At 71.5% G+C, this 23,169-nt stretch carries 20 protein-coding genes and 1 pseudogene; 9 read left to right on the top strand and 12 right to left on the bottom strand.

The window, feature by feature from the left end; translation table 11 throughout:
• Positions 1 to 25 precede the first annotated feature (25 nt).
• From M1R94_RS06330 to dnaG, 5 genes are all read left to right on the top strand, one after another.
• Positions 26 to 1,639, top strand: coding sequence for an ABC transporter permease subunit (locus M1R94_RS06330; protein WP_249380821.1), 1,614 nt, complete (start codon positions 26 to 28; stop codon positions 1,637 to 1,639).
• A 1-nt stretch (position 1,640) separates the two neighbouring features.
• Positions 1,641 to 2,531, top strand: coding sequence for a sugar ABC transporter permease (locus M1R94_RS06335; RefSeq protein ID WP_249380822.1), 891 nt, complete (start codon positions 1,641 to 1,643; stop codon positions 2,529 to 2,531).
• Positions 2,528 to 4,348 carry a glycoside hydrolase family 13 protein gene (locus M1R94_RS06340; RefSeq protein ID WP_249380823.1) on the top strand — a complete coding sequence of 607 codons (1,821 nt, stop codon included), beginning with the start codon at positions 2,528 to 2,530 and terminating at the stop codon, positions 4,346 to 4,348. Before M1R94_RS06335 ends, M1R94_RS06340 begins: the two co-directional genes overlap by 4 nt.
• Positions 4,349 to 4,451: 103 nt before the next feature.
• Positions 4,452 to 5,726, top strand: a complete 1,275-nt coding sequence (locus M1R94_RS06345; RefSeq protein WP_249380943.1) for a deoxyguanosinetriphosphate triphosphohydrolase — start codon at positions 4,452 to 4,454, stop codon at positions 5,724 to 5,726.
• A gap of 60 nt (positions 5,727 to 5,786) precedes the next feature.
• Complete coding sequence (gene dnaG, locus M1R94_RS06350) at positions 5,787 to 7,760, top strand: DNA primase (protein WP_249380824.1); 1,974 nt, start codon at positions 5,787 to 5,789, stop codon at positions 7,758 to 7,760.
• A 9-nt stretch (positions 7,761 to 7,769) separates the two neighbouring features.
• On the opposite strand, the gene M1R94_RS06355 is transcribed toward dnaG, so the two are convergent.
• From M1R94_RS06355 to M1R94_RS06365, 3 genes are all read right to left on the bottom strand, one after another.
• Positions 7,770 to 8,654: a PhzF family phenazine biosynthesis protein gene (locus M1R94_RS06355; protein WP_249380825.1), complete on the bottom strand. Its 885-nt coding sequence runs from the start codon at positions 8,652 to 8,654 to the stop codon at positions 7,770 to 7,772.
• Positions 8,655 to 8,690: 36 nt separating this feature from the next.
• On the bottom strand, positions 8,691 to 9,140 hold the full coding sequence (locus M1R94_RS06360) for a class F sortase (protein ID WP_249380826.1): 450 nt from the start codon (positions 9,138 to 9,140) through the stop codon (positions 8,691 to 8,693).
• Positions 9,141 to 9,391: 251 nt separating this feature from the next.
• A complete protein-coding gene (locus M1R94_RS06365) occupies positions 9,392 to 10,408 on the bottom strand; it encodes an ice-binding family protein (RefSeq protein WP_249380827.1) in 1,017 nt (338 codons plus the stop codon).
• Between the two features lie 207 nt (positions 10,409 to 10,615).
• Here M1R94_RS06365 and M1R94_RS06370 point away from each other — a divergent pair, with 207 nt between their 5' ends.
• Positions 10,616 to 11,932 carry an ABC transporter substrate-binding protein gene (locus M1R94_RS06370; RefSeq protein WP_249380828.1) on the top strand — a complete coding sequence of 439 codons (1,317 nt, stop codon included), beginning with the start codon at positions 10,616 to 10,618 and terminating at the stop codon, positions 11,930 to 11,932.
• A gap of 346 nt (positions 11,933 to 12,278) precedes the next feature.
• Here M1R94_RS06370 and M1R94_RS06375 read toward each other — a convergent pair whose 3' ends face one another.
• The 5 genes and pseudogenes from M1R94_RS06375 to M1R94_RS06395 all read right to left on the bottom strand — a co-directional run bounded on the left by M1R94_RS06375 (position 12,279) and on the right by M1R94_RS06395 (position 16,948).
• The gene (locus M1R94_RS06375) at positions 12,279 to 12,911 is read right to left on the bottom strand and encodes a nucleoside/nucleotide kinase family protein (RefSeq protein ID WP_249380829.1); all 633 of its coding nucleotides are present in this window, start codon (positions 12,909 to 12,911) and stop codon (positions 12,279 to 12,281) included.
• Positions 12,908 to 13,798 (bottom strand): PfkB family carbohydrate kinase, encoded by an 891-nt coding sequence (locus tag M1R94_RS06380; RefSeq protein WP_249380830.1) that lies wholly within the window; start codon positions 13,796 to 13,798, stop codon positions 12,908 to 12,910. Before M1R94_RS06380 ends, M1R94_RS06375 begins: the two co-directional genes overlap by 4 nt.
• A 146-nt stretch (positions 13,799 to 13,944) precedes the next feature.
• A pseudogene (locus tag M1R94_RS06385) lies at positions 13,945 to 14,730 on the bottom strand (ATP-binding cassette domain-containing protein); the annotation flags it as partial.
• The gene (locus M1R94_RS06390) at positions 14,727 to 15,740 is read right to left on the bottom strand and encodes an ABC transporter permease (protein WP_249380831.1); all 1,014 of its coding nucleotides are present in this window, start codon (positions 15,738 to 15,740) and stop codon (positions 14,727 to 14,729) included. The gene M1R94_RS06390 and the pseudogene M1R94_RS06385, both read right to left, overlap by 4 nt.
• Before the next feature lie 146 nt (positions 15,741 to 15,886).
• On the bottom strand, positions 15,887 to 16,948 hold the full coding sequence (locus M1R94_RS06395) for a substrate-binding domain-containing protein (RefSeq protein WP_249380832.1): 1,062 nt from the start codon (positions 16,946 to 16,948) through the stop codon (positions 15,887 to 15,889).
• A 124-nt stretch (positions 16,949 to 17,072) separates the two neighbouring features.
• Between M1R94_RS06395 and M1R94_RS06400 the strand changes: the two genes are divergently transcribed.
• A complete protein-coding gene (locus M1R94_RS06400) occupies positions 17,073 to 18,092 on the top strand; it encodes a LacI family DNA-binding transcriptional regulator (protein WP_249380833.1) in 1,020 nt (339 codons plus the stop codon).
• Between the two features lie 5 nt (positions 18,093 to 18,097).
• Here the strand turns inward: M1R94_RS06400 and M1R94_RS06405 are convergent, their stop codons facing one another.
• The 4 genes from M1R94_RS06405 to M1R94_RS06420 all read right to left on the bottom strand — a co-directional run bounded on the left by M1R94_RS06405 (position 18,098) and on the right by M1R94_RS06420 (position 20,809).
• The gene (locus tag M1R94_RS06405; protein ID WP_249380834.1) at positions 18,098 to 18,805 is read right to left on the bottom strand and encodes a DUF4386 domain-containing protein; all 708 of its coding nucleotides are present in this window, start codon (positions 18,803 to 18,805) and stop codon (positions 18,098 to 18,100) included.
• A 111-nt stretch (positions 18,806 to 18,916) separates the two neighbouring features.
• On the bottom strand, positions 18,917 to 19,150 hold the full coding sequence (locus M1R94_RS06410) for a helix-turn-helix transcriptional regulator (RefSeq protein ID WP_249380835.1): 234 nt from the start codon (positions 19,148 to 19,150) through the stop codon (positions 18,917 to 18,919).
• Positions 19,150 to 19,722, bottom strand: a complete 573-nt coding sequence (locus tag M1R94_RS06415; protein WP_249380836.1) for a hypothetical protein — start codon at positions 19,720 to 19,722, stop codon at positions 19,150 to 19,152. The genes M1R94_RS06410 and M1R94_RS06415 overlap by 1 nt, the downstream gene beginning before the upstream one ends.
• Before the next feature lie 94 nt (positions 19,723 to 19,816).
• A complete protein-coding gene (locus M1R94_RS06420; RefSeq protein ID WP_249380837.1) occupies positions 19,817 to 20,809 on the bottom strand; it encodes a hypothetical protein in 993 nt (330 codons plus the stop codon).
• Between the two features lie 207 nt (positions 20,810 to 21,016).
• Here M1R94_RS06420 and M1R94_RS06425 point away from each other — a divergent pair, with 207 nt between their 5' ends.
• Together M1R94_RS06425 and M1R94_RS06430 are read left to right on the top strand one after the other, a co-directional pair.
• Positions 21,017 to 21,661: a hypothetical protein gene (locus tag M1R94_RS06425; RefSeq protein WP_249380838.1), complete on the top strand. Its 645-nt coding sequence runs from the start codon at positions 21,017 to 21,019 to the stop codon at positions 21,659 to 21,661.
• A gap of 369 nt (positions 21,662 to 22,030) precedes the next feature.
• A complete protein-coding gene (locus tag M1R94_RS06430; RefSeq protein ID WP_249380839.1) occupies positions 22,031 to 23,143 on the top strand; it encodes a tyrosine-type recombinase/integrase in 1,113 nt (370 codons plus the stop codon).
• Positions 23,144 to 23,169 lie beyond the last annotated feature (26 nt).

Consider the following 23,169-nt stretch of genomic DNA (forward strand, 5'->3'; position numbering starts at 1 on the left):
GACGGCCCCCTGCACGGAGGTTTCGATGAGCTCGAACCAGGCCCCGCAGCTCCGGCCCCCGCAGGCCGGTCCCGGCGGCCCCGACGTGCGGACGTCGCACGCGACCAACTTCTCCAAGGGCTTCGTGGTCAAGCTCCTGCTGCTGGGCATGGTCAACGCCCTGGGCGTCTACGGGGTCCTCGCGGCCTGGGGAGCGGAGTCCTACGGGATCCTGTGGGCCATGGTCGCGCTGCTCGTGGCGGCCAACTACGTGTACTTCAGCAAGCGCGCCCTGCCGCTCAAGTACATCCTCCCCGGTCTGGCCTTCCTGCTCGTCTACCAGGTCTTCGTGGTCTTCTACACGGGCTACATCGCGTTCACGAACTACGGTGACGGCCACAACTCGGTCAAGGGCGACGCGATCGAGTTCCTGCTGATCTCCAACGAGCGTCGGCTCGAGGGCTCGGCCTCCTACCCGCTGACCGTGATCCGCGACGGGGAGGAGCTCGGCTTCGCGATCCTCACCCAGGGTGACGTGGTGCGGGTCGGCCGCGCCGAGCAGCCCCTCCAGGACGCGCCGGACGCCGTCGTCAGCGACGGCGTGGTCACCGAGGTCCCCGGCTACGAGATCCTGCCGCGCGGCGAGGTGCTGCAGCGCTCGGACGACGTGACCCGGCTGCGCGTGCCGCTGTCCGAGGACCCCGAGGACGGGTCGATCCGGACGCAGGACGCCCGCGCCGGCTACGTGTACGTCTCGACCCTGGAGTACGACGAGTCCGCCGACACGATGACCGACACCGTCGCCGGCACCGTCTACCGACCCAACGAGCGCGGTCAGTTCGAGGCCGAGGACGGTTCCCGGCTGCCTGTCGGCTGGCGCGTGACGGTCGGTGCGGAGAACTTCACCACGGCCTTCGCCGACCCCCGGTACTCGACCCCGTTCGTCAAGATCTTCGCCTGGACGGTCGCCTTCGCCGCACTGTCCGTGGTCACCACGTTCCTGCTGGGCCTGGCGTTGGCGATGGTCTTCAACGACCCCAGGCTGCGCGGCCGCAAGATCTACCGGTCGCTGCTCATCCTCCCGTACGCCTTCCCGGGCTTCCTGGCGGCACTGCTGTGGTCCGGCCTGCTAAACCGACGCTACGGCTTCATCAACGACGTGATCCTCAACGGCGCGCAGATCGGCTGGTTGACCGACCCGTGGTTGGCCAAGCTGTCGGTGCTGGGGGTCAACCTCTGGCTCGGCTTCCCCTACATGTTCCTCATCTGCACCGGGGCCCTGCAGTCCATCCCGCAGGACGTCACCGAGGCCGCGAAGATCGACGGTGCGGGCCGCATCCGTACCTGGCGCTCGGTGGTGATGCCGCTGCTGCTCGTCTCGACCGCCCCGCTGCTGATCTCCTCCTTCGCCTTCAACTTCAACAACTTCACCTTGATCTACCTGCTCACCGGGGGAGGTCCCCGGTTCTCCGACGCCTCGGTCCCGCTGGGCCACACCGACATCCTGATCTCGATGGTGTACTCGATCTCGGGCATCGACGGGAACGCCCCGAGGAACTACGGGCTCGCCAGCGCGCTGTCGATCGTGATCTTCGTGATCGTGGCCACGATCTCGGCCATCGCCTTCCGTCAGACCCGCAAGCTCGAGGAGATCAACTGACATGGCCGCCACCACAGACCAGCCAGTCGTCCTCCGGAACCGGATGAGCACCCGACGGTGGTTCTCCGAGCTCGGCTGGCGGCACATCGTCGGTGTGATCGCCGTCGCCTACGCGGGTTTCCCGCTGATCTACGTGCTCTCGGCCTCGGTCAGCTCGCGCGGGACGCTGACCGGCTCCAACCGTCTCTTCAGCGAGGTCGGCACCAGCAACTTCGCGGCGCTCAACGAGACGTACTTCTGGCACTGGATGGGCAACACCCTGATCATCGCGACGGCGACCGGGATCGGCACCGTCCTGATGGGGGCGGCCGCGGCCTACGCGTTCTCCCGGTTCCGGTTCACCGGCCGCCGCGGGGGGCTGACCGCGCTGCTGGTGATCCAGATGTTCCCGCAGATGCTCGCCTTCGTGGCGATCTTCCTCCTGCTGCTGGGACTGGGCAACGTGGTGCCGGTCCTGGGGCTCAACAGCAAGCTCGCGCTGATCTGCGTCTACCTCGGCGGCGCGCTGGGGGTGAACACATTCCTGATGTACGGGTTCTTCAACACCGTGCCCCGCGAGCTCGACGAGGCAGCCAAGCTCGACGGCGCCTCGCACGCGCAGATCTACTGGACGATCATCCTGCGGCTAGTCACCCCGATCCTGGCGGTGGTCGGGCTGCTCTCCTTCATCAGCTCCTTCGGGGAGTTCATCATCGCCCGGATCATCCTCCAGACCGAGAGCAACTGGACCCTCGCTGTGGGGCTGTACGGCTGGGTCTCCGCGCTGCTCGAGGCCAACTGGGGCCTGTTCGCCGCGGGCGCCGTGATCTCGGCGGTCCCGGTGATCCTGCTCTTCCTCTTCCTGCAGAAGTACATCGTGGGTGGGCTCACGGCGGGCTCCGTCAAGGGATGACCGTGCGGCACCTGCTCGACGAGCCCCACCACGACGGCAGCGCCCTGTACGTCCCGTTCGGGACCCCGGCCCTGGGCGACGTGGTCCCGGTGCGGCTCCGTGTGCCGTCGTCGTGCACCGAGACCGGGGTGCACCTGCGCACGGTGCACGACGGTGAGCCGGTGATGTCCACGGCACGGCTCGAGCGGGTCACCCCGCACGAGCGCTGGTACGTCGCGGACGTCGTGGTGCACAACCCGGTGACCGGCTACCGCTTCCTGCTCGACGAGCCCTCGGGGTACCGCTGGCTCAACGGCCGGGGCGTGCACGCCCGGGACGTCACCGACGCCGCCGACTTCCGGCTCATGGTGCACGAACCGGCCCCCGCGTGGAGCGCGGACGCCGTGGTGTACCAGGTGTTCCCCGACCGCTTCGCGCGCTCGGGGGCCGTTCGTGAGGTCCCCGACTGGGCCGAGCCGGCAGAGTGGTCCGACGAACCGGTCGGTGCGGGGCCGAGCACGCCGCGCCAGCTCTACGGCGGTGACCTCGCGGGGATCGAGGAGCACCTCGACCACCTCGAGCGGCTGGGCGTGGACGTGCTGTACCTCACGCCGTTCTTCCCCTCACGCTCCAACCACCGCTACGACGCCACCTCCTTCGACCACGTCGACCCCGTGCTGGGCGGTGACGAGGCCCTCGCCTCGTTGTCCCGGGCGGTGCATGCCCGTGGCCTGCGACTGATGGGCGACCTGACCACCAACCACACCGGTGCGGGCCACGAGTGGTTCCAGCGGGCGCAGGCCGACCGCAGCAGTCAGGAGGCGACGTTCTACCTCTGGACCGACGAGCCCCCGGGCTACGTGGGCTGGCTCGGCCACGACTCGCTGCCCAAGCTGGATCACCGCGCGCCGGAGCTCGCGGCCCGCCTGGTCCAGGGACCGGACTCGGTGATCGGACGCTGGCTGCGACCGCCCTACGCGCTGGACGGGTGGCGGATCGACGTGGCGAACATGACCGGCCGGTGGGGCGCCACCGACCTGACCCACGACGTGGCGCGGACCATCCGGTCCACCATGACCGAGGTCGCGCCGGACGCGCTGCTGGTCAGTGAGCACTTCCACGACTCGAGCGGTGACCTGCCCGGGGACGGCTGGCACGTCACGATGAACTACTCGGCCTTCACCCGCCCCGTGTGGGCCTGGCTGGCCTCGCCGGACAACCCGCGAACAGCCCTCGGCCTGCCGACGTCCTACGCCCGTCGCCCCGGTGCGACGGTGGTGGAGACGATGCGGGACTTCGACGCGGTGCACCCCTGGCGCACCGCGTCCCGCCAGTGGAACATGCTCGGCTCGCACGACACCCCACGGCTGCGGACGCTGGTCGAGGACCCGGCGCTGGTCGAGGTCGCCGTGGGTCTGCTGATGACCTACCCCGGGACGCCGGTGATCTTCGCCGGCGACGAGGTCGGTGCGACAGGGACGAACGGTGAGCACGGGCGGGTCACGATGCCGTGGGACGAGCCCGGGCGCTGGGACGGTGCGACCTTCGAGGTCTACCGCGCGCTGATCGCCCTTCGCCGGTCCTCGGCCGCCCTGCGCGCCGGTGGTCTGCGCTGGGCCGTCGTGGCCGACGACGCCCTGGGGTTCCTGCGTGAGACGGCCGACGAGCGGGTGCTGGTCGTGGTGGCCCGGGCTGCGTGGGAGGGCGTCGACCTCCCCGCGCACCTTCTCGGGTCGGGCCGGGCGCCGCAGACCCTCTACGGGCAGACCGACCTGCACGTGGGGGAGACCCTGCGGGTGCCGGGCGAGGGTCCGGGCGTCGGCGTGTGGCGGCTGTGAGGCGCCGGCGGGGTCCGGTCGGGGCACGTCGCACCTGGTGACTAGGGTTGGCCCCGTGCCATCACCAGCGCGGCCTGGCGCCGGGCCCACCGGCGCGCCGAACCTGATCGAGCCCGTCGACGCGGGGTACACCTCAGCCGACCGCGACCGTTGGCTCGACGAGGCCCCCAAGAGCAAGCAGCGGACCCCCTTCGAGCGTGACCGGGCGCGCATCCTGCACTCGTCCGCGCTCCGGCGCCTGGGCGCCAAGACGCAGGTGCTCGGGCCCTCGACGGACGACTTCGTGCGTACCCGACTGACCCACACCCTGGAGGTGGCGCAGGTCGGCCGCGAGCTCGGCAAGGCCCTGGGGTGTGATCCCGACGTGGTGGACGCAGCCTGCCTCGCCCACGACCTCGGGCACCCGCCCTTCGGGCACAACGGTGAACGGGCGCTGGCCGACGCCGCAGCAGCGATCGGTGGGTTCGAGGGCAACGCGCAGACGCTGCGGCTGCTCACCCGGCTGGAGCCCAAGGTCACCGACCCGGTCACCGGTCGGGCGGTGGGTCTCAACCTCACCCGGGCGAGTCTGGACGCCTCGGTCAAGTACCCCTGGACCGCGCCCGACGCCCCCGAGCGCACCGACGGCCTGCGCACGCTCAAGTTCGGCGTGTACGACGACGACGCCGAGGTCTTCAGCTGGCTGCGACGTGGTGCCCCGCGGCGCGTCCGCTGTCTCGAGGCCCAGGTGATGGACCTGGCCGACGACGTCTCCTACTCGGTCCACGACGTGGAGGACGCGGTCGTGGGTGGCCGGCTCGAGCTCGACGTGCTCGACGACGCCGAGGTGCGGGCACGCGTCGTGGCGGAGGTGCACGCCTGGTACGGCCGGGCGGTCGACGACGCCGAGCTCGGCGCAGCGATGGAGCGGCTGTCCGCGCTGACCTCGTGGGTGCGCGGCTACGACGGCTCGCGCCGCGCGCTCGCCGCGCTCAAGGACATGACCAGCCAGCTCATCGGGCGTTTCTGCGGCGAGGCGATCGCCGCGACCCGTGAGCGCTACGGCGACGGCACGCTGACCCGCTACGCGGCCCAGCTCGTGGTCCCCCCGCAGACGCTCGCGGAGATCCTCGTGCTCAAGGGGCTGGCCGTGACCTACGTGATGGGGCCGCGCGAGCACGAGCCGCTCTACCAGCGGCAGCGCGAGATCCTGCAGGACCTCGTCCAGGTGCTCGCCGAGCGGGCGCCGGTGTCGCTCGAGATCCCGTTCGCCGCCGACTGGGCCGACGCCGCCGACGACGGCGCGCGGCTCCGGGTCGTGGTCGACCAGGTGGCCTCGCTGACCGACGTCAGCGCCGCCGAGTGGCACGCCCGGCTGGTCCACCCGCCGCGTCGCTGACCGTCCACCACGGCAGCGACGTCGGCCTCGGGCGCAGCCGGCAGCGCCTAGACTCACGCCGTGGCAGGACGGATCCGACGCGAGGACGTGGGCGTCGTCCGCGAGCGTGCGCCGATCGAGGAGATCGTCGGGGAGCACGTCACCCTCAAGCCTGCCGGGGTCGGCTCGATGAAGGGTCTGTGCCCCTTCCACGACGAGCGCTCACCCTCGTTCCACGTGCGGCCCCAGGTGGGGTTGTGGCACTGCTTCGGTTGCGGCGAGGGCGGCGACGTCATCTCCTTCCTGCAGAAGATCGACGGCCTGGGCTTCACCGAGGCCGTCGAGTACCTGGCCGGCCGGGTCGGCGTCCAGCTGCGGTACGAGGAGGGCGGCGCGGTCCGTCCTGGGGACGAGCCGGGACGTCGTCAGCGGCTGCTCGAGGCTCACCGGGCGGCGGCCGCGTACTACGCCGAGCAGCTGCTGACCCCTGGAGCGGCCGTGGGGCGCACCTTCCTCGCCGAGCGTGGCTTCGACCGGTCGGCCGCTGAGCAGTTCGGGGTCGGCTTCGCACCCCAGGGCTGGGACCACCTGCTGCGTCACCTGCGGGGACGGGGCTACACCGAGGCCGAGCTCACCGCGACGGGCCTGATGAGCCAGGGGAACCGAGGGCAGTACGACAGGTTCCGTGGCCGGCTGGTCTGGCCGATCCGGGATGTGACCGGCGACGTCGTCGGGTTCGGTGCGCGGAAGCTGCTCGAGGAGGACCAGGGGCCCAAGTACCTCAACTCCCCGGAGACAGCGCTGTACAAGAAGGCGCAGGTGCTCTACGGCATCGACCTCGCCAAGCGGGAGATCGCACGGCACAAGCAGGTCGTGGTGGTCGAGGGCTACACCGACGTGATGGCCGCGCACCTGTCCGGGGTTCCCACTGCGGTCGCGACCTGCGGCACGGCCTTCGGTCCCGACCACGCGCGGGTCGTGCGGCGTCTGGTGGGCGACACCTCGGTCGGTGGTGGTGTCCAGCTCGCCTCGGGCGCCTCGACCGGCGGTGAGATCATCTTCACCTTCGACGGTGACGCCGCCGGACGCAAGGCCGCGCTGCGTGCCTTCTCCGAGGACCAGCGCTTCTACGCCCAGACCTTCGTGGCCATCGAGGAGAGCGGGATGGACCCGTGCGAGCTGCGACAGGCCCGCGGGCCCGAGGCGGTGCGGGCGCTGGTCGCCGGTCGCCAGCCGCTGTTCGAGTTCGTCATCCGCTCGACCATCGGCGCGCACGACCTCGAGACCGCCGAGGGGCGTGTCGCGGCGTTGCGCTCGGCCGCGCCCGTGGTGGGGAGCATCCGGGACGAGGCCCTGCGGCCTGAGTACGCACGGCTGCTCGCCGGATGGCTGGGCATGGACTTCGAGGGTGTCCGGCGGCAGGTCGCCGCGGCAGGCAGGGCCGGCGGCGGTGGACGTGAGCAGGTCTCGGGTGCCCGCCGCAGCGACCCGACGATGCCGGGCCCGGGTGAGCGCCCGGCGACCTCCGGTGGAGTCGACGGCGGCGCGCCCGGCCGGCCTATCGCTCCCGACCGCACGGACCCCGTCGCCAAGCTCGAGCGCAACGCCCTGGAGGCCGTGCTCCAGCACCCGCGTTACGTCGAGGCGTCGGCCTTCGACGCGCTCGCTGGCGACGCCTTCAGCGTTCCTGCCTTCCGGGCGGTGCACGAGGCCATCCGCGCGGCCGGTGGCGTCGGGTCCTCGACCGGTGCCGATGCGGCCGACGGCGGTGCGTGGGTCGAGCGCGTGCGCGAGGAGGCGGCCGGGACGGTCGCACCCCTGGTGACCGAGCTCGCCGTGACCCCTCTCCCGGAGGACCGTCCCGACGCGGTCGAGGACTACGTCCGGGGGATCGTGCGCAAGCTGGTGGACCTCGGGCTCACGCGCGAGATCGCTGATGCGCGGGGCCACCTTCAGCGGATGGACCCGGTGCGTGAGGCTGACGCCTACGGCGCAGCATTCGCCGAGCTGGTGGCGCTCGAGGGGCGACGTCGATCGCTGCGCGAGGCCGACTGACCCGTTCGTTCAGGAGACAGTGATCCGCGCGGCCGTCCCGGTGACGCGCACCCGGACGTCGTCCGCGGCGACATCGACCAGCAGCCGGCTCGGGGAGCCCATGTCCTCACCTTGGACCACCGTCACGCGGGCGGGGAGCGCGAGTGCGCCGAGCGTCCTCAGGTACCCGCCGAAGGCTGCGGCCGCAGCACCGGTGGCCGGGTCCTCGACCACACCTCCGGGCGGGAACGGGTCGCGAGCGTGGAAGAGCACGGCGGTCTCGGCGTGCACGAGGTGCACGGTGGTCCACCCTTCGGTGGCCATGAGCGCGTCGAGCGCCGGGTAGTCGTAGTCGAGGGCCGCCAGGCGTGCGCGGTCGCGAACGCTGAGCACCAGGTGGTCGTTGCCGGCGTTCGCGACGTGCACGGGGTAGACCGGGTCGAGGTCCGCGGCCTCCCACCGCAGGGCGCGGAGCGTGGACGCCACCTGCCCGGGGGACGCGGGCTGCGACCGTGTGGGCGCGCTGGTGAGGGTCGCGAGCAGCTCGCCCGTCGCGGCGGTCGCCGTCTCGACGACGATCGGCCCGGCGAGGGTGGTGAAGGTCAGGGTGCCGGGGCCGTCCCGATCGGCCAGGGCGACAGCGGTGGCCACGGTCGCGTGCCCGCAGAACACCACCTCGGCACGCGGGCTGAAGAACCGGAGCGGGACCGTGCCGTCCGTCGCCGTCGACCCGACGAACGCGGTCTCCGAGTACCCGACCTCGGCGGCGAGAGCGAGCCGTTCCGCGCGGTCGAGCGCGGAGGCGTCCAGGACGACCCCTGCGGGGTTGCCGCCGACCCCGTCGCGGGTGAACGCCGCGTAGCGCAGCACGGTGATCCCGGCCGTGCCGCCGGTGATCGACGCTGGCGTCTCCATCCAGGGATGGTAGAGCTTCATCGGTCGAGGGTGCGGTCAGGTCACCATCTCGGCGTACACGACGATGTTGTCCACGTAGTGCCGGGTGCTCGTGTCGAAGTCACCGCCGCACGAGATCAGCCGGAGACCGGCATGGTCGATGTCCCCGTAGACCTTGGCGGTCGGGAACTCGTCCTTCGCGTGCTGGCTGACCTCGGTCACCCGGAACGTCGCGACGGTGCCGTCGGTCCGGTGCACCCGGACCGTGTCGTCGACAGCGAGCGCACCGAGTCGGTGGAAGACCCCGGGCCCGGTCACCCAGTCGATGTGACCGGCGATGATCGCGGGGCCGAGCTCGCCCGGGGTGGGGGCACCGGTGTACCAGCCGGCCGGGAACGCTCCGGGTGGCACCTCCAGGCTGCCGTCCTCCTCCAGCCCGAGGTCCATCAGCTCGGAGTCGACCTCGATCGCCGGGATCTCGACCCGCACCGGCACCGACGCGGCCATGACGGCCGGCTCGGGTGGTGCCACAGGCTCGGCGGGCGCCGTGGGTGCCTCGGTGACCTTCGTGACGGTGTCGTCGCCAGGTTGCCGAGCCGGCGGTACCTCGGACGTCGGACCGCCCTGCCCTGCGCTGCATGCGCCGACCACCAGCAGAAGGGTGGCCGTCAGGCAGCCGATGGTGCGGTGCCGCCTGCGTGCCGCACGACGGCCCTGTCGTGGCGGGCGCGTGTCCGGCGAGCTCAGGTGCATGGGTCTCACGTGTCGAGGTGGCATGGTCGACGTGTGCGGGCGGCGATCCATGCGACGAGGCCGAGGCCCGACATCGTGACGGCGACAAGAGCGGACGTCTCGACCCGGGCGGGTGTGGTGCTCGATCCGTCGCCGGTCGCGACCCCGCCCCGAGGGGTGGCCGTGACCTGGGGGCCGGGCGCCGTGCTGGTCGCACCGTCCGGCGTGCCAGGCGGGACCGCGGTGCCGGTGGGGGGTGTGTCGCCGGGCGCGGGCGCGGGCTCAGGTGATGGGGGAACGACTGCCGCGCATCCCGGGAGGGTGATGACGTTGTTGATCAGGGTCACCTGGCCGGTCTGTGCGAGCGCGCGCCCCTCGAGGGTAGCGCCCGCACCGAAGGAGATGGTCGCTTCCGCGAGGATCGTCCCGGCGAACCGGCTGCCGGCCTCGATGGTCGCCGAGGTCGGGACGCGCCAGTAGACGTTGCAGGCGGTCGCCCCGTCGACGAAGGTGATCGAGCTGGCTGCGCCCGCGAGGAGGGTGGACAGGGAGCGGAAGATGAAGACGGCCTCCGGGTCGCCGTTGCCGTCGAGCGTCAGCTCACCGTTGAGCTCGATGACGCCGCCCGTGTCATAGACGCCGGGCTCGAGCGTGACGCCGCCGAGCTCGACACCGCCCAGCAGGTCGGGCTGCTGCGAGGAGGCAGAGCCGTAGGCGGTCACGAGGTCGGTCTTGGCCTGCTGGGTCACCGCGTCACCGCCGTGGTTCACCCCGTCCACGAGGGTGATCGTCCCCAGACCGGTGATGCTGGTCGTCGCGAAGCTCCCGATGTCACCTCCGAGCGTCGTCACACCCGTGTTGGTCACGCCGGCGCCCGCGAGGACGACGAAGGTCGAGGCGGCGCCGAGCGGTACTGGGGTCCCGAGCGCTGCGTGGGCGGCCGAGGGAACCGTCGCGAGTGCGGCCGCCAGGGCGAGAGCGGCGAGCGGTGTGGCGCGGATGACGCGGCTCGAACGGTCAGGAACGGGAACAGGTACGGGCACGGGATGTCCTTGTGAGGGAGGGCTGCGGCGTCGACGTCATGCTGACTCGAGCACCGCGGAGAGGGTCGGCGTCCGGCATCGTCGCCGTGAAGGAGGACGTCGGGAGGTGGAGGCGGAGAGTGGCTGTCGCAGGGCGATCAGTAGTGCCTCGAGAGAGCCTGCCTGCGCCGGACAGCGCCGCAACGACGCGGCGGAGAAAGGATGCCCATGCCTCCCCTGGACCGCCGGATCGCCACGGGCGCCGCAGCAGCGGCGCTGAGCCTCGCCCTCGTCGCCTGCACGGCTGACTCGGCCCCCGCCACCGATGATGCCGGCACCGACGGGAGCCCTGCCTCGGTCGAGCTCCGACTGGCCTGGTGGGGCTCGGACGCCCGCCACCAGGTGACGCAGGAGGTGCTCGATCTCTTCGAGGCCGAGTACCCGCACATCTCGGTGACCCCTGACTTCTCGGACTGGGACGGGTACTGGGACCGGCTCGCGACGGCGACCGCCGCGGGGGACATGCCCGACGTGCTCCAGATGGACGGCCAGTACCTCGCGACCTATGCCGAGCGCGGCGCCCTGACGGACCTGTACGGGCTGGAGTCCTTCACCTCCTCGCAGATCGACGAGGACGCCCTGGCGAGCGGTGAGGTCGGCGGTTCCCTGTACGGGGTCGTCAACGCCGTCAACAGCTGGGCGGTCATCGCCAACCGCACCCTGATCGAGGAGGCCGGGCTCGAGATGCCCGACGACACGACGTGGACCTGGCAGGACCTCGCAGACCTCTCGATCGCCCTCAGCGCTGCCACCGGGCCGACCGTGCACGGCCTGCAGGACTACGGGCTGACTCAGGGCACGATCGATCAGTGGTCCCGTCAGCACGGAGAGTCCTTGTGGACACCCGATGGTGGGTTCGGCGTGAGCGAGGACACGCTGGTCGAGTACTGGGAGCTTGCCCTGGAGCTCATCGAGGCCGGTGGTCTGCCCTCCCCGTCGGAGCAGGTCGAGCAGGCCTCCGCGACCCAGGACCAGAGCGGCACCGCGACCAACACCGCGGCGCTCGGCTTCTGGTGGTCCAACCAGCTCAGCGCGCTCTCGACGGCCAGCGGCCAGGACCTGACGCTGCTCCGACCGCCGCTCTCCCCGGACGGCCAGCGCGGCATCTGGTACCGACCATCGCAGTTCTGGTCGGTCTCGGCGAGCACCGCCCACCCCGAGGAGGCCGGGCTCCTGGTGGACTTCCTGGTCAACTCGACCGCTGCCGGTGAGGTCCTGCTCGCTGAGCGGGGGACACCCGGCAACGTCGAGGTGCGTCGTGCCATCGCCCCCCTGCTGGGAGACCAGGACCGGGCGATTGCCGAGTACCTCGATGACATCGGCGACGAGCTCGACGGTGTCGCCGAGCTCGCCCCGGCAGGGTCGTCGGAGTTCGAGAGCGTCCTGGTGCGGTACAGCTCGCAGGTGTACTTCGGCTCGATGACCCCGCAGGACGCGGCCGCCGGCCTGATCGCCGAGGTCGAGACGATGCTCGGGAGTGCCTGAGCGGCACCGCGAGCCAGGCCCGGAGACCAGAGCGCCCCGGTCGGTGCAGCGAACACCGGCCGGGGCTAGTCCCGCACCACTGAGTATGGAGCGGGACCTCGTCCAGCATGCCATGTGCGAGCGAGCACGCCCGACCACTGGTCGGCGCGCGGTCCTGGCGCCCCGGACGTAGTCTGCCTGGACCCTGCACACCCGGAGGACACCGTGGGACTCATCTCCGCCCTGCTCAAGGGCGCACTGCTCAAGAAGATCTTCGTGGCGGTCGCTGGACGCCAGGACCGCCGACGGCGCTGAGCGGCACGGGGCTGCAGGGCCTCGTCGGTGCCACGGCTCCCGGTCGTGGGGATCAGCAGACGATCAGGTCCGCGAGCTCCCTCGTCCGGGCGATGACCTCGGCGTTGCGCTGGTCGGAGCCCAGAGAGCGCTCGCGAGCATCCTCGGGCGACCGCCCGAAGCGCTCGTGCCGGGCCACGAGCCGCTCCATCCGGACGTCCTCGTCCGGAGCGACGTACCAGCACTCGTCGAGCAGGGACCGCACGGCCGCCCACGGGCCGTCAGGCACCAGGAGGTAGTTCCCCTCCGTGATCACCAGGGGGACGTCCTGCGGCACGGGGATGGAGCCGGCGATCGCCTCCTCGATCGAGCGGTCGAAGTGCGGCGCGTAGACGACAGGTTCGTCCGCTGCCCGCAGTCGACGCAGCAGAGCGACGTACCCCAGGGCGTCGAACGTGTCCGGCGCGCCCTTGCGGTCCCGGCGCCCCAGACGTGTCAGCTCGGCCTCGGCCAGGTGGAAGCCGTCCATGCTCACCAGGCGAGCGACGTCGGCGAGCTCGAGAGCGAGGGCTTCGGCGATCGTCGACTTCCCGGCCCCCGGGGGCCCGGTGATACCCAGGATCCGGCGCCCGCCGTCCGCGGCGAGCCGCCGCGCCCGCGCCAGCAGCGCGGGGTCGAGTGGTACTGCCTGGTCCTTCCCGGTCATCGTGACCCTCCTGCTGTGACGGTCCGGAGCCGTGGGTCCTTCGTCCAGGATCGTGGCCCGATGTGGCTGACCTTGAGCGAGGCCACGGCCACGGCGTGGTGCAGGGCCTCGACGGGCTCGACCCCGTCGGCGACGGCGAACGCGTAGGCCCCGTGCAGCACGTCGCCCGCGCCAAGGCTGTCGCGGGCACGGACCGTGGGGACAGGGACGGTGCCGGCGGCACCACGGGTCCACCAGCGCACCGGCTCGGCACCCGCTGACGCGGCGACGAGCACGGGGCCATGGGTGAGCTGCTCGGCGCCCGGCGTGGACCCGTCGGGGAGCCTGAAGACCGCTGAGCAGATCACCATCGTGGCCAGCGGGAGCAGGTCGGACAGCACCGGCTTCCAGCTGCCGGCATCCAGGACCACCGGCACTCCCGCGTCGTGAGCCACCCGGGCAGCGGCCAGGGCGAGGCGCGGGTGGTGCCCGTCGACGAGCACGACGTCGGCCCGCTGCACCAGGTCCGGCAGCACCGCCGGGACATCGACCTTCACCCCGGAGGCGTTGCGTGACACCACGGAGCGCTCACCCGTGGAGTCGACCACGGTGACGGCGGACAGCGGCGGTCGGCTGCGGCCGGTGGCGTCGGCGTCGACGAGCTCGACCCCGCACTCGTCGAGGTCGCCGTGGATCACGGCAGCGAGCGGGCCTCCACCGATCACGCTGAGCAGGGTCGCCCTGCCGCCCAGCGCCGCGAAGGTCACGGCCGCGTTGGTCGCGGGTCCACCGGCCGCGACGTCCGCGCGCGTGGAGACCACCTTCTCGTCGCGTCCCGGAGCCCGGTCGACCCGCTGGACCACGTCCACTGTCGCCAGGCCGACGAACAGCCCGCGAGGACCGGTCACCGCGGCGACTCCTGCTCCGGGAGGCCGTGGTCGGTCGCGCCGTCCGGTCCGGGCAGGGCCCGGCTCGTGGGCTCGCCCTGGACACCGGGCCGGTCCCGGCGACCGGCGCGCTCGTCGAAGTGGCTCCGACCGCCGACCTCGTCGGGTGTGGCTGCTCCGGTCATGATCGCCACGGCATCGGCCATCGTGTGGGTGCGTGGACTGACGACTGCCACCCGTGAGCCGAGGCGATGGATGTGGATGCGGTCGGCGATGTCGAAGACCTGCGGCATGTTGTGCGAGATCAGCACCACGGGCAGGCCCCGGCCGCTGATCCGCCGGATCAGGTCGAGCACCATGCCCGACTCGCGCACACCCAGCGCGGCCGTCGGCTCGTCCATGATCACCAGCCGGGTGCCGAAGGCTGCGGCCCTGGCAACGGCCACGCTCTGCCGCTGCCCGCCCGACAGGCTCTCCACGGGCTGGCGCACGTCCGGGATCCGCACACCCAGGGCGTCGAGCTGATGCTTGGCCTCGGTGCGCATCGCTCGGGCGTCGACCACGCGCAGCAGCGTACCGAGCAGCCCGGGGCGGCGGATCTCACGACCCAGGAACAGGTTGGAGGCGATGTCCAGGGCGGGTGCGACCGCGAGGTCCTGGTAGACCGTCTCGATCCCCTGGCCACGCGCCTCGAGAGGGGAGCGGAAGTGGACCGGGTGCCCCTCGAGCAGGATCTCGCCCTGGTCGGGGATCAGCGCACCGGACAGTGCCTTGACCAGGGTGGACTTGCCCGCACCGTTGTCACCGATGACGGCGAGCACCTCACCGGGCATCAGCTCGAAGTCCGCGTCGACCATGGCGCGCACGTGCCCGAAGGACTTGGTCAGCCTGCGGGCCTCGAGCACCGGGGTGGGACGGTCGTCCGTGTGCGTCGCGGCGTCGTCACGGCTCATCGAGCGGCCCTCCTTCGTGAGACCTGGTCCAGCGAGACGGCCACGATCACCAGGACACCTGTGGCGAGGTCCTGGTAGAGGTTGTCGATGCCTGCCTGGGTCAGTCCCGAGCGCAGGACGCCCACGATCAGTGTGCCGATCAAGGTGCCGATGACGCTGCCCCGCCCGCCGAACAGGCTCGTGCCCCCGATGACGACGGCCGTGATGCTGTCGAGGTTCGCGGTCTGGTAGGCGTTGGGGTCGGCGTTGGGGATGCGCCCCAGCGCCTGCCACGCGGCGATGCCGTACAGCGCTCCGGCGGCCATGTAGACCGACAGGATCGTCCGGGAGACCTTGATGCCCGCCAGCCGGGCGGCCTCGGGGGCGTTGCCCACGGCGTACACGTGCCGGCCCCAGGCGGTGCGGCTCAGGGCGAACCAGAAGACGGCGAACACGACGATCAGCAGCAGCGTGCCCCAGGTGATGCGTACGCCTCCCACGACGGTGCCTTGCCCCCAGAAGCGCAGCAGCGGATCGGTCACCGGGTAGCTGCGCGACTCGGCGTAGAGCCGGGCCAGCGCGAACACGACCGTGAGCATGCCGAGGGTGACGATGAACGGGGGGAGTCCCAGGCGGGTGACCAGCAGACCGCTGACCGTGCCGAGCACGACGGTGATGGTCAGACCGAGCACCAGGGCGAGCAGCGGATCGCCGCCACCCACGACGTACTTGGCCATGACGATCGTCCCCAGCACGGCGATCGCGCCGTTGGCCAGGTCGATGCCCGCGGTGAGGATGATGAGGGTCTGCCCCAGGGCCAGCGTCCCGATGACGATCGACTGCTGGAGGATCAGCGAGGCGTTGCCCGCTGTCGCGAAGGTGTCGGTGGTCAGGGTGAAGATCGCCACTGCTGCGACGAGTGCGGCGAGTGGCCCCAGCAGCGGGTTGCGCAGTGCGCGGCCCAGTGCCTCGCGGCGTTCGGTCGGGCCGGGTACCGATGGCGGGGGGTCGGCGGCGGTGGCGTCGGTCATCTGTCGTCCCTCTCTCGTGCCGGGTGTACGCAGCGTGGCGCGGACCCGTGGTGGGCGGGTGACCTGCTCACCCGCCCACCACGATCGGCGCTGGGCGTCACGGCGACATCCCTGCCGGCGTCACCGTGATGCTCGCCCTCGCGGTGTCAGCCCCAGCAGTTCTCCAGGCCCCACGCGGTGTCCTCCGACTCGATGCCGTCGACCGGCTCGTCGGTGATCACGACGCTGCCGGTGTCGACGAAGCCGGACGGCGGCTCACCGCCCTCGGCAGCCTGGATGATGGCATCGATCCCCTGACGCACCATCTCGGCGGGGAACTGCATCACGGTGGCCGCGTACCTGCCGTCGGCGACGTCCTGCACACCCTGGCAGCCGCCGTCGATCGACCCGATCGTCACCTGGTCGGTGAGTCCGCGCGCCTCGATGGCGGCGTAGCCGCCGCGGGCTGCGGGCTCGTTGATCGTGTAGACCGCGTTGACGTCCGGGTTGCGCTGGAGGAGGTTCTCCATTGCCGTCTGGGCCGTGTTCTGGTCACCCTGGGTGTTCTCCATGCCGAGGATCGCCGGGTCACCCTCCTCGAGCCCGAAGCCTTCGAGGAAGCCGTCGTGGCGGAAGGTGTCGACCGTGCCCCCCGCGGTGCCGTCGAGCATGATGAGCCGCGGCTCCTCGTCACCCAGCACGGCCCGGACGTAGGCGCCCTGGAGCCGCCCCGCCTCGTAGTTGTCTGTGGCGAAGGTGGCGTCCACGGCGTCCTCGGGCTCGGTCGCGGTGTCGAGCGCGATGACCACGATGCCCTGGGCGCGGGCCTGCTCGATCGCCCCGAGCACCCCGGTGGAGTTGTTGGGGGTGATCATGATGCCGTCGACACCCTGGGCGATGAGGTTCTCCATCGCCTGCACCTGGCCCTCGTTGTCGCCGTCGAACTCACCCGCGAGGGCGGTGATCTGGATGCCCTGCTCCTGGGCGTACTCCGCTGCGACCTCACGCATGGTGACGAAGAACGGGTTGGTCTCGGTCTTGGTGATGAGGCCGATGCTGATGTCTCCGCCGTCGCCAGGGGCCGCCTGGGTCCCGTCGGCGTCGGCGGGTGGGTCGTCGCCGCCACATGCGCTCAACCCGAGCGCGAGTACCGCGACGGCCGCTGCGGCGACCACCCGGCCCCTTGCACGTCGTGCTGGTCCACTGCTCGTCAGCTGCTTCGATCTCACGGAGCGCTCCTTTGCGTCCTGTGTGCCTGTGGGTCACACCACCGGGTGGATAGGGCTGAGTCAAGCAGGGTGAAGTCTGTGGCGCAAGCGTTTGCGCAATCGCTTTCTCGGGCACAATGCAGGGGTGACCACCATCACTGACGTGGCTCGGCGCGCGGGCGTCTCGGCGTCGACCGTCTCGCACGTGCTCAACGGCACCCGGTTCGTCGCCGCGCCGACCCGCGACCGCGTGCTCGAGGCCGTCGAAGCCCTCGACTACGTGCTGAACCACCAGGCGCGAGCGCTGGTGCGCTCACAGACGCAGCAGATCGGTGTCGCGATGTCGGCGCTGACGAACCTGTACTTCGGTGAGGTCGTCCACGCGATCGAGGAGGCCGCGAGCGCTGCGGGCTACACCATCGTGCTGGCCGACACCCACGAGGACCCCAGCACCGAGGAGCGTGTCGTGGGGGCCCTGCGGGAGCGTCGTCTCGACGGCCTGCTCCTCGCCCCGTCCGCGGGCTCGGCGTCGGTCCTGGACCGCCTGGCCAGGTCGGGTCTGCCGACGGTCCTGGTGGACCGCTCACCCGACGACCGGTTCGACTCGGTGTGCACCGAGAACGCCGCACCCATGGCCGAGCTCGTGGTCCACCTGGCCGAGCTCGGCCACCGGCGCATCGCGATGGTCGCGGGCATGCCCGGGCTGACCACGAGCGAGGAGCGGGTGGCCGGCTACCTGCAGGGTCTGGAGACCGCCGGCCTGCGGCGGGCACCTGAGCTCCTGGTCACCGGAGGGTCCGACGCCCGGCAGACCGCGCTGGCGGTGACCGCCCTGCTCGCGCAGGCGACGCCTCCCACGGCGATCGTCGCGGCCAGCAACACGATGGTCATCGCGACCATGCGCACCCTGCGTGCCCACGGCCTGAGCGTCCCCGGGGATGTCGCCGTCGTCGGGTTCGACGACTTCGAGTGGGCCGACGTGTTCTCCCCACGGCTGACGACGGTCGCCCAGGACACCACGTCGATCGGGCAGACGGCCGTCGACCTCCTGCTGCAACGGATGACCGGGACCGCCCGCGCGCCGCAGGCCCTGCGGGTCCCGGCATTGGTGCGCCACCGCGAGTCGTGCGGCTGCGCACCGGACACCGAGGCCGCAGTGCCCTGAGGGCCTCATCCGTGGGTCGGGACTCGGACGGCCCGATCCGCCGGCACGGGGGTGGCACGCCGCAGGCCCTTCCACAGCAGGTACCCGACCATCCACATCTCCCCGACGGCGGCCGGGACGGTGAGGGCGAACGACGCACCGGAGAGACCAGGTGCATGGGCGACGTAGGTGCCCAGGACGTAGCCGATGCCGCCCGCGACGAGGACCCGTCCGAGCGCTCGCGGCACGAAGCCGGACCGCATCGCGCACCAGCCCATCGGGATCAGCCACAGGCCGAAGAACAGGCCACCCAGGTCCCACGTTGTTCCGCTCAGCTCGTACAGCAGCTGGGTGGCGGCGGGGCCGTCGACGCCCCGTGAGCCATCGCTGAGCGCCACGTCCAGAGCCGTGGCCGTGAAGGCTGTCGCGACCAGGATCAGGACGGCGTTGACGAGTCCGAACGCGGCGATCGCCCCGGCGGCGAACGAGCTGACACCTCGGAAGAGCATGAAGAACCACACCGCCGCCAGGGCCTGGGTCAGCACGACCGTCAGGTCCATCGCGATCCCGAGGCGGGCGAGCGTCGTCTGCTCGACGAGGTTCGCAGTCGTCGCCACCGCGTCATCAGGGACGTAGAGCTGCTGGCGGATGACGAGGTAGGCGAGCATGCCGGAGACGGCGAGCCCCAGGTAGGAGAGGCCGGCCAGGCGGGCCGGGCGGGTCGGGATGGTCATGACTGCTCCTCAAGGGTGTGGTCGGGCGTGCTGGGGGGAGGCGGCGGCGTGGTGCCGGCGCCCTGAGCGGACGGAGGGTTCGCTTCTGAAGGTGGGCGTTCGAGTGCTGGGTCAGGTGGTCGGGCTCGGGGGGTCGTACTGGAAGACCTCGTCGAGCGTCCGGCCGAGGACGTGGGAGATCTGGAAGGCGAGCTCGAGCGTGGGGGAGTAGCGCCCGTGCTCGATCGCGATGACGGTCTGGCGGGTCACGCCGATCCGTCGGGCGAGCTCGGCCTGGGTGATCTCCCCGGCCTCGACCCGCAGTGCGCGGATCCGGTTGGTGACCCTGGTGGGCTTCGGGGTCATCAGAAGCCGCGCCGGTAGAGGCGGATCCTCGTGGTGGTCTCGGCGATCGCTCCGAGGGTGCCGACCACGAAGAGCAGGTTGCCGATCCAGAACGTGTCGGCGTCGAGCATCGCCAGCACGAGTGCTCCGACGAAGCCGGCACCGAGCACGGCGACCAGTGCCTGGTCGCCGCGGAGGCTGATCTCCTTGTCCCGGGCATCGGGCTCGGTCTCGACGTCGGGGAGGCGCACGGTCGTGTCGCCGTGCCCTACCCGGCAGAACGCGACGATGTGCCGGACGATCGTCGTGGTGATCGTCCCGGCGATCGTGAGGACGATCGTCAGGGCGACGGTCCCGAGCACCGAGACGCCCAGTGTCCACAGCATCGGCACGACCCACTCGACCTGGTCCACCGGCTGTCCGGCCAGGCGCACCGCCATGAGGGTCAGGTAGGTGCCGGACGTCAGGACCACCGTGACGAGGTAGGCCCAGACGGACCACTCGGTGCTCGTCATCACGACGGGCTCGTCGTCCTCGTCGGGGGTGAGATCGGCGTCCTGCATGATCGCTCCGATGTTAAGAATGCTTGACATCGCGAACGTAGTCCCGGCCCCGGAGCATGTCAAGAATCTTTGACCTACCTCGCTCGTCGACCAGCAGGTGCGGGAGCTGGTCGTGGTCGATCGGTCAGAGCAGGTCGAGGTCCTTCGCCGCGGCGGCGCGGGCTCGCTCAGCGATCGCGAGGGCCGCGCTCGCGGCCTCGCTCCCGCTCGCGGCCTCGGCCAGACGCTCCGCGACCGCGTCCTCCTCCCGCTCGGCCTCCACGAGGCGACGGCGCAGGTCCGCGGCTCGCTGCGTCAGGCGGGTCCGGCGTCGGGTCAGGTCCTCGATCCGCGCCTGGGCGTCGTCGAGATCGTGGCGGGCGACCGCAAGGTCCGCCTCGGCGTGTGCGAGGGCCTCACGCGCCGCCTCCCGTCGCTCTGCCCGTCGCTGCTCCTCCCGACGTCGGCGGGCCTCGTCCTCGGTCCTGCGCTGCTCCGCCTCGGCCTCCCGGCGTCGACGTCGCGAGGCGAGCTCGTCGTCGGTGCCGGTCGGGCCGGACTCGCGCCCGGTCGTGCTCCGCGTAGGAGCACGCGGCGCACGGGCCTCAGGTTCCTTGGACGGCGTGGCGCCGCCGCCGGGCAGCGCGATCGCGCCCGTCACGTCGACAGGTTCGAAGCCGGTGCTCGACAAGGATCGCAGCAGGCGACCGGAACGCACGGCGTCGGCCGCGGCAGCGTCCGCCATGCCGGCCCGCAGAGTCGCCTCGACGTCGCGGGCGACCGTCTCGCTCAGCCGTTGCCCGGCCTGCGCGGCGACGGCCTGCGCCTCTCGACGGACGGCCGCCACGAGACGGTGCCGCTGCCGGTCGAGCTCGCGGAGGTCGTCCCTCGAGAGGGCGGCCTGAGCCTCCTGCAGGGCCGTGCCGAGCGCGAGCAGCTGCTCGACCTGGTCGCGCCTGGCCCGCACGAGCTGGTTGACCGCCCACGCCGCCGTCGACGGCCGGCCGAGCCGCCGAACCTGGGTGGCCAGCTCTCGGTCGCCGTCGGCCCGCAGCGCCTTCGCGCGCGCATCGCGGGCCGCGATGAACTCGGGGAGGGGCACCGCGTACAGCTCGTCTGCGACCTCCGTCACGTCCATGGCCGTCCATCCTCGAGGCACCATCGCCGGGTGCCGTCGTCGGAACCGCGTCCTCAGCGGCTTGGCGTTGACGGAACCCTAGGACGGGGTGCCACCTGGAGCACACCGTCTGTCGGCACGCGGGTCGGCCGGACGTCCATCCGGTCCGCGCTCGGACGGCCCCGTTGCCGCCCCGCGGAGTCGGTCCTCGGTCTAGGGTCGAGCGACATGAACCAGGGCTGGCATCACCCGGGCGTGATGGGTGTTCTCGTCGCGGCGTCGGCGGCGTTGATCGTGACCGGGTGCGCGAGTCAGCCCTCGGCCCCCGCGGGCGCTCCGGCCGCGTCGGAGTCCCTGCAGGCCGACGAGCCGACGTCGGGCGTGGCCGAGCTCCAGGACGGCGCCCCGCCCCTGGCAGACGGGACGCTCCTGACCCACGAGCCTGAGGCGCTGGCCGAGGGCACGACCGCGTACCGCCTGACCAGTGGCGAGTACATCGTCCTCGACGTCACCCAGCCGTTGCCCGAGGTCGTCCGCGAGGACCTCGCGGCCCCGGTGCGCGACGGCGTCGAGGCCAGCCCGTCGAGCCAGGGCACCACCCCCGCCACGGCGGCGGTGATCGAGTCGCTCGAGCGCGCGGAGTCCACCGGCAGGACCGTCGTCCTCCTGTCCAAGGAGTACTCACCGCTCAACCCCGGCGAGGAACCAGGATGGATCTACTTCGGCCTGGCGAAGGTCGACGGGGAGTTCCGGATGGTGTCCGGCGAGGTGGCGTCCACGACCCGTGACGCCGCGCACGACGCGAGTCAGGCGTGGATCTCCTCCCGGCCGGACCCGGCGGCGCACGACCTTGTCGACGCGACAGCCGAGTAGCCGGCGAGGACCTCGTCGTCGGGGATCAGGCCCGCGACCGTCAGGTACCAGTCGCTGACGTGCGCCCAGGAGCAGCGGCAGTCGGTGGGACGGGCCACGGTCAGGTCGAGCCACGCTTCCGTCGACTTGGCCGCGGAGACAAGAGAGGGCCCTCGAGTGGGGCCCTGACCTGCGAAGACACTGTGCTCCCGCGACTGGACTCGAACCAGTAACCGGCACCTCCGGCCGTGACTGGTGCAACCAGCCACGATATGCTCCTGACCTGTGGTCTTATCGACCAGAGGCGGTGCACCGAGAGGCACCGAAAGGCACCGGATGCACCCCTGATTGGGCACGTATTGGGCACGAATCGGGCACGGAGGAGCAGTGATGGGTGGCAAGCGAGGGTTCGGGGCGATCCGCCGACTGCCGTCCGGTGCCTACCAGGCGCGGTACACCGGACCCGACGGGCTCCGGCACCAGGCGCCGTGGAGCTTCGCGACGAAGGAGCACGCCGACGTCTGGCTCGCCGGGCAGCGGACCGACATCTCCCGAGGGGTGTGGACCCCGCCTGGTGTACCCGGGCCCGACGAGGTTGCTCTGACGTTCGGCACCTATGCCGAGGCATGGGTGGCGGGCAGGGACCTGAAGCCTCGGACCCGGGCGCACTACGAGAGCATCTTGGCGACGCGCCTCGTTCCCGCGTTCGGGAAGCGGCCGCTGGACGCGATCAGGCCGTCCGACGTCCGGCTATGGCACGCCACCACTGACGCGACCAAGCCGACGATCCGGGCGCACTCCTACGCCCTGCTGCGGACGATCTTTGCCACGGCGGTCGCTGATGACCTCGTCCCCACGAACCCCTGCCGGATCGTCGGCGCCGGGACGACCAGGCGCGCCGGCAAGACGCGGCCGGCCTCGTTGGCCGAGCTCGAGGTCCTGGTTGCGGCGATGCCCGAGCGGTTGCGCCTGATGGTCCTGCTCGGAGCGTGGTGCGCGCTGAGGTTCGGCGAGCTGGCCGAGCTGCGCCGCATGGACGTCGACCTCAAGCGGGGCATCGTGCGGGTCCGCAGGGGAGTGGTGCGGGTCAGCACCGAGGTCATCGTGGGCACACCCAAGTCGACCGCCGGCGTCCGCGACGTCGCGGTTCCGCCACACCTGATGTCGGCGGTCCGGGCGCATCTGAATGCCCATGTCGGCGCGGAGACGGACGCGTTGCTCTTCCCGGCCAGCGACGGCCGGAACATGAGCCCGAACAGCCTCTACTGGCACTACTACCCAGCCCGTGTCGCGGCTGGGCGCCCGGACCTGCGCTTCCACGACCTGCGCCACACCGGCGCGGTGCTCGCCGCGTCAACGGGTGCCACCTTGGCCGAGCTGATGGCCCGACTCGGCCACTCGACCCCGGCGGCCGCGATGAAGTACCAGCACGCCGCTGCCGATCGCGACCGGGTGATCGCCGACGCGCTCTCTCGCCTCGCCTCGGCGCCGCCGTCGGGCTGATCTCAACCCCCGGTCGCTGCGCTTGG

Origin of the sequence: Actinotalea alkalitolerans, assembly GCF_023369855.1 — a bacterium.
Lineage (GTDB): Bacteria > Actinomycetota > Actinomycetes > Actinomycetales > Cellulomonadaceae > Actinotalea.

Excerpts from the sequence above, each read along its gene's own strand:
- M1R94_RS06420 (WP_249380837.1), bottom strand. The coding sequence starts at position 20,809 with ATGGACGTGACGGAGGTCGCAGACGAGCTGTACGCGGTGCCCCTCCCC.
- M1R94_RS06430 (WP_249380839.1), top strand. The coding sequence starts at position 22,031 with ATGGGTGGCAAGCGAGGGTTCGGGGCGATCCGCCGACTGCCGTCCGGT.
- M1R94_RS06370 (WP_249380828.1), top strand. The coding sequence starts at position 10,616 with ATGCCTCCCCTGGACCGCCGGATCGCCACGGGCGCCGCAGCAGCGGCG.
- M1R94_RS06360 (WP_249380826.1), bottom strand. The coding sequence starts at position 9,140 with ATGGCCGCGTCGGTGCCGGTGCGGGTCGAGATCCCGGCGATCGAGGTC.
- M1R94_RS06355 (WP_249380825.1), bottom strand. The coding sequence starts at position 8,654 with ATGGAGACGCCAGCGTCGATCACCGGCGGCACGGCCGGGATCACCGTG.
- M1R94_RS06390 (WP_249380831.1), bottom strand. The coding sequence starts at position 15,740 with ATGACCGACGCCACCGCCGCCGACCCCCCGCCATCGGTACCCGGCCCG.
- M1R94_RS06335 (WP_249380822.1), top strand. The coding sequence starts at position 1,641 with ATGGCCGCCACCACAGACCAGCCAGTCGTCCTCCGGAACCGGATGAGC.
- M1R94_RS06415 (WP_249380836.1), bottom strand. The coding sequence starts at position 19,722 with ATGTCAAGCATTCTTAACATCGGAGCGATCATGCAGGACGCCGATCTC.
- M1R94_RS06340 (WP_249380823.1), top strand. The coding sequence starts at position 2,528 with ATGACCGTGCGGCACCTGCTCGACGAGCCCCACCACGACGGCAGCGCC.
- M1R94_RS06425 (WP_249380838.1), top strand. The coding sequence starts at position 21,017 with ATGAACCAGGGCTGGCATCACCCGGGCGTGATGGGTGTTCTCGTCGCG.
- M1R94_RS06330 (WP_249380821.1), top strand. The coding sequence starts at position 26 with ATGAGCTCGAACCAGGCCCCGCAGCTCCGGCCCCCGCAGGCCGGTCCC.
- M1R94_RS06375 (WP_249380829.1), bottom strand. The coding sequence starts at position 12,911 with ATGACCGGGAAGGACCAGGCAGTACCACTCGACCCCGCGCTGCTGGCG.
- M1R94_RS06410 (WP_249380835.1), bottom strand. The coding sequence starts at position 19,150 with ATGACCCCGAAGCCCACCAGGGTCACCAACCGGATCCGCGCACTGCGG.
- M1R94_RS06405 (WP_249380834.1), bottom strand. The coding sequence starts at position 18,805 with ATGACCATCCCGACCCGCCCGGCCCGCCTGGCCGGCCTCTCCTACCTG.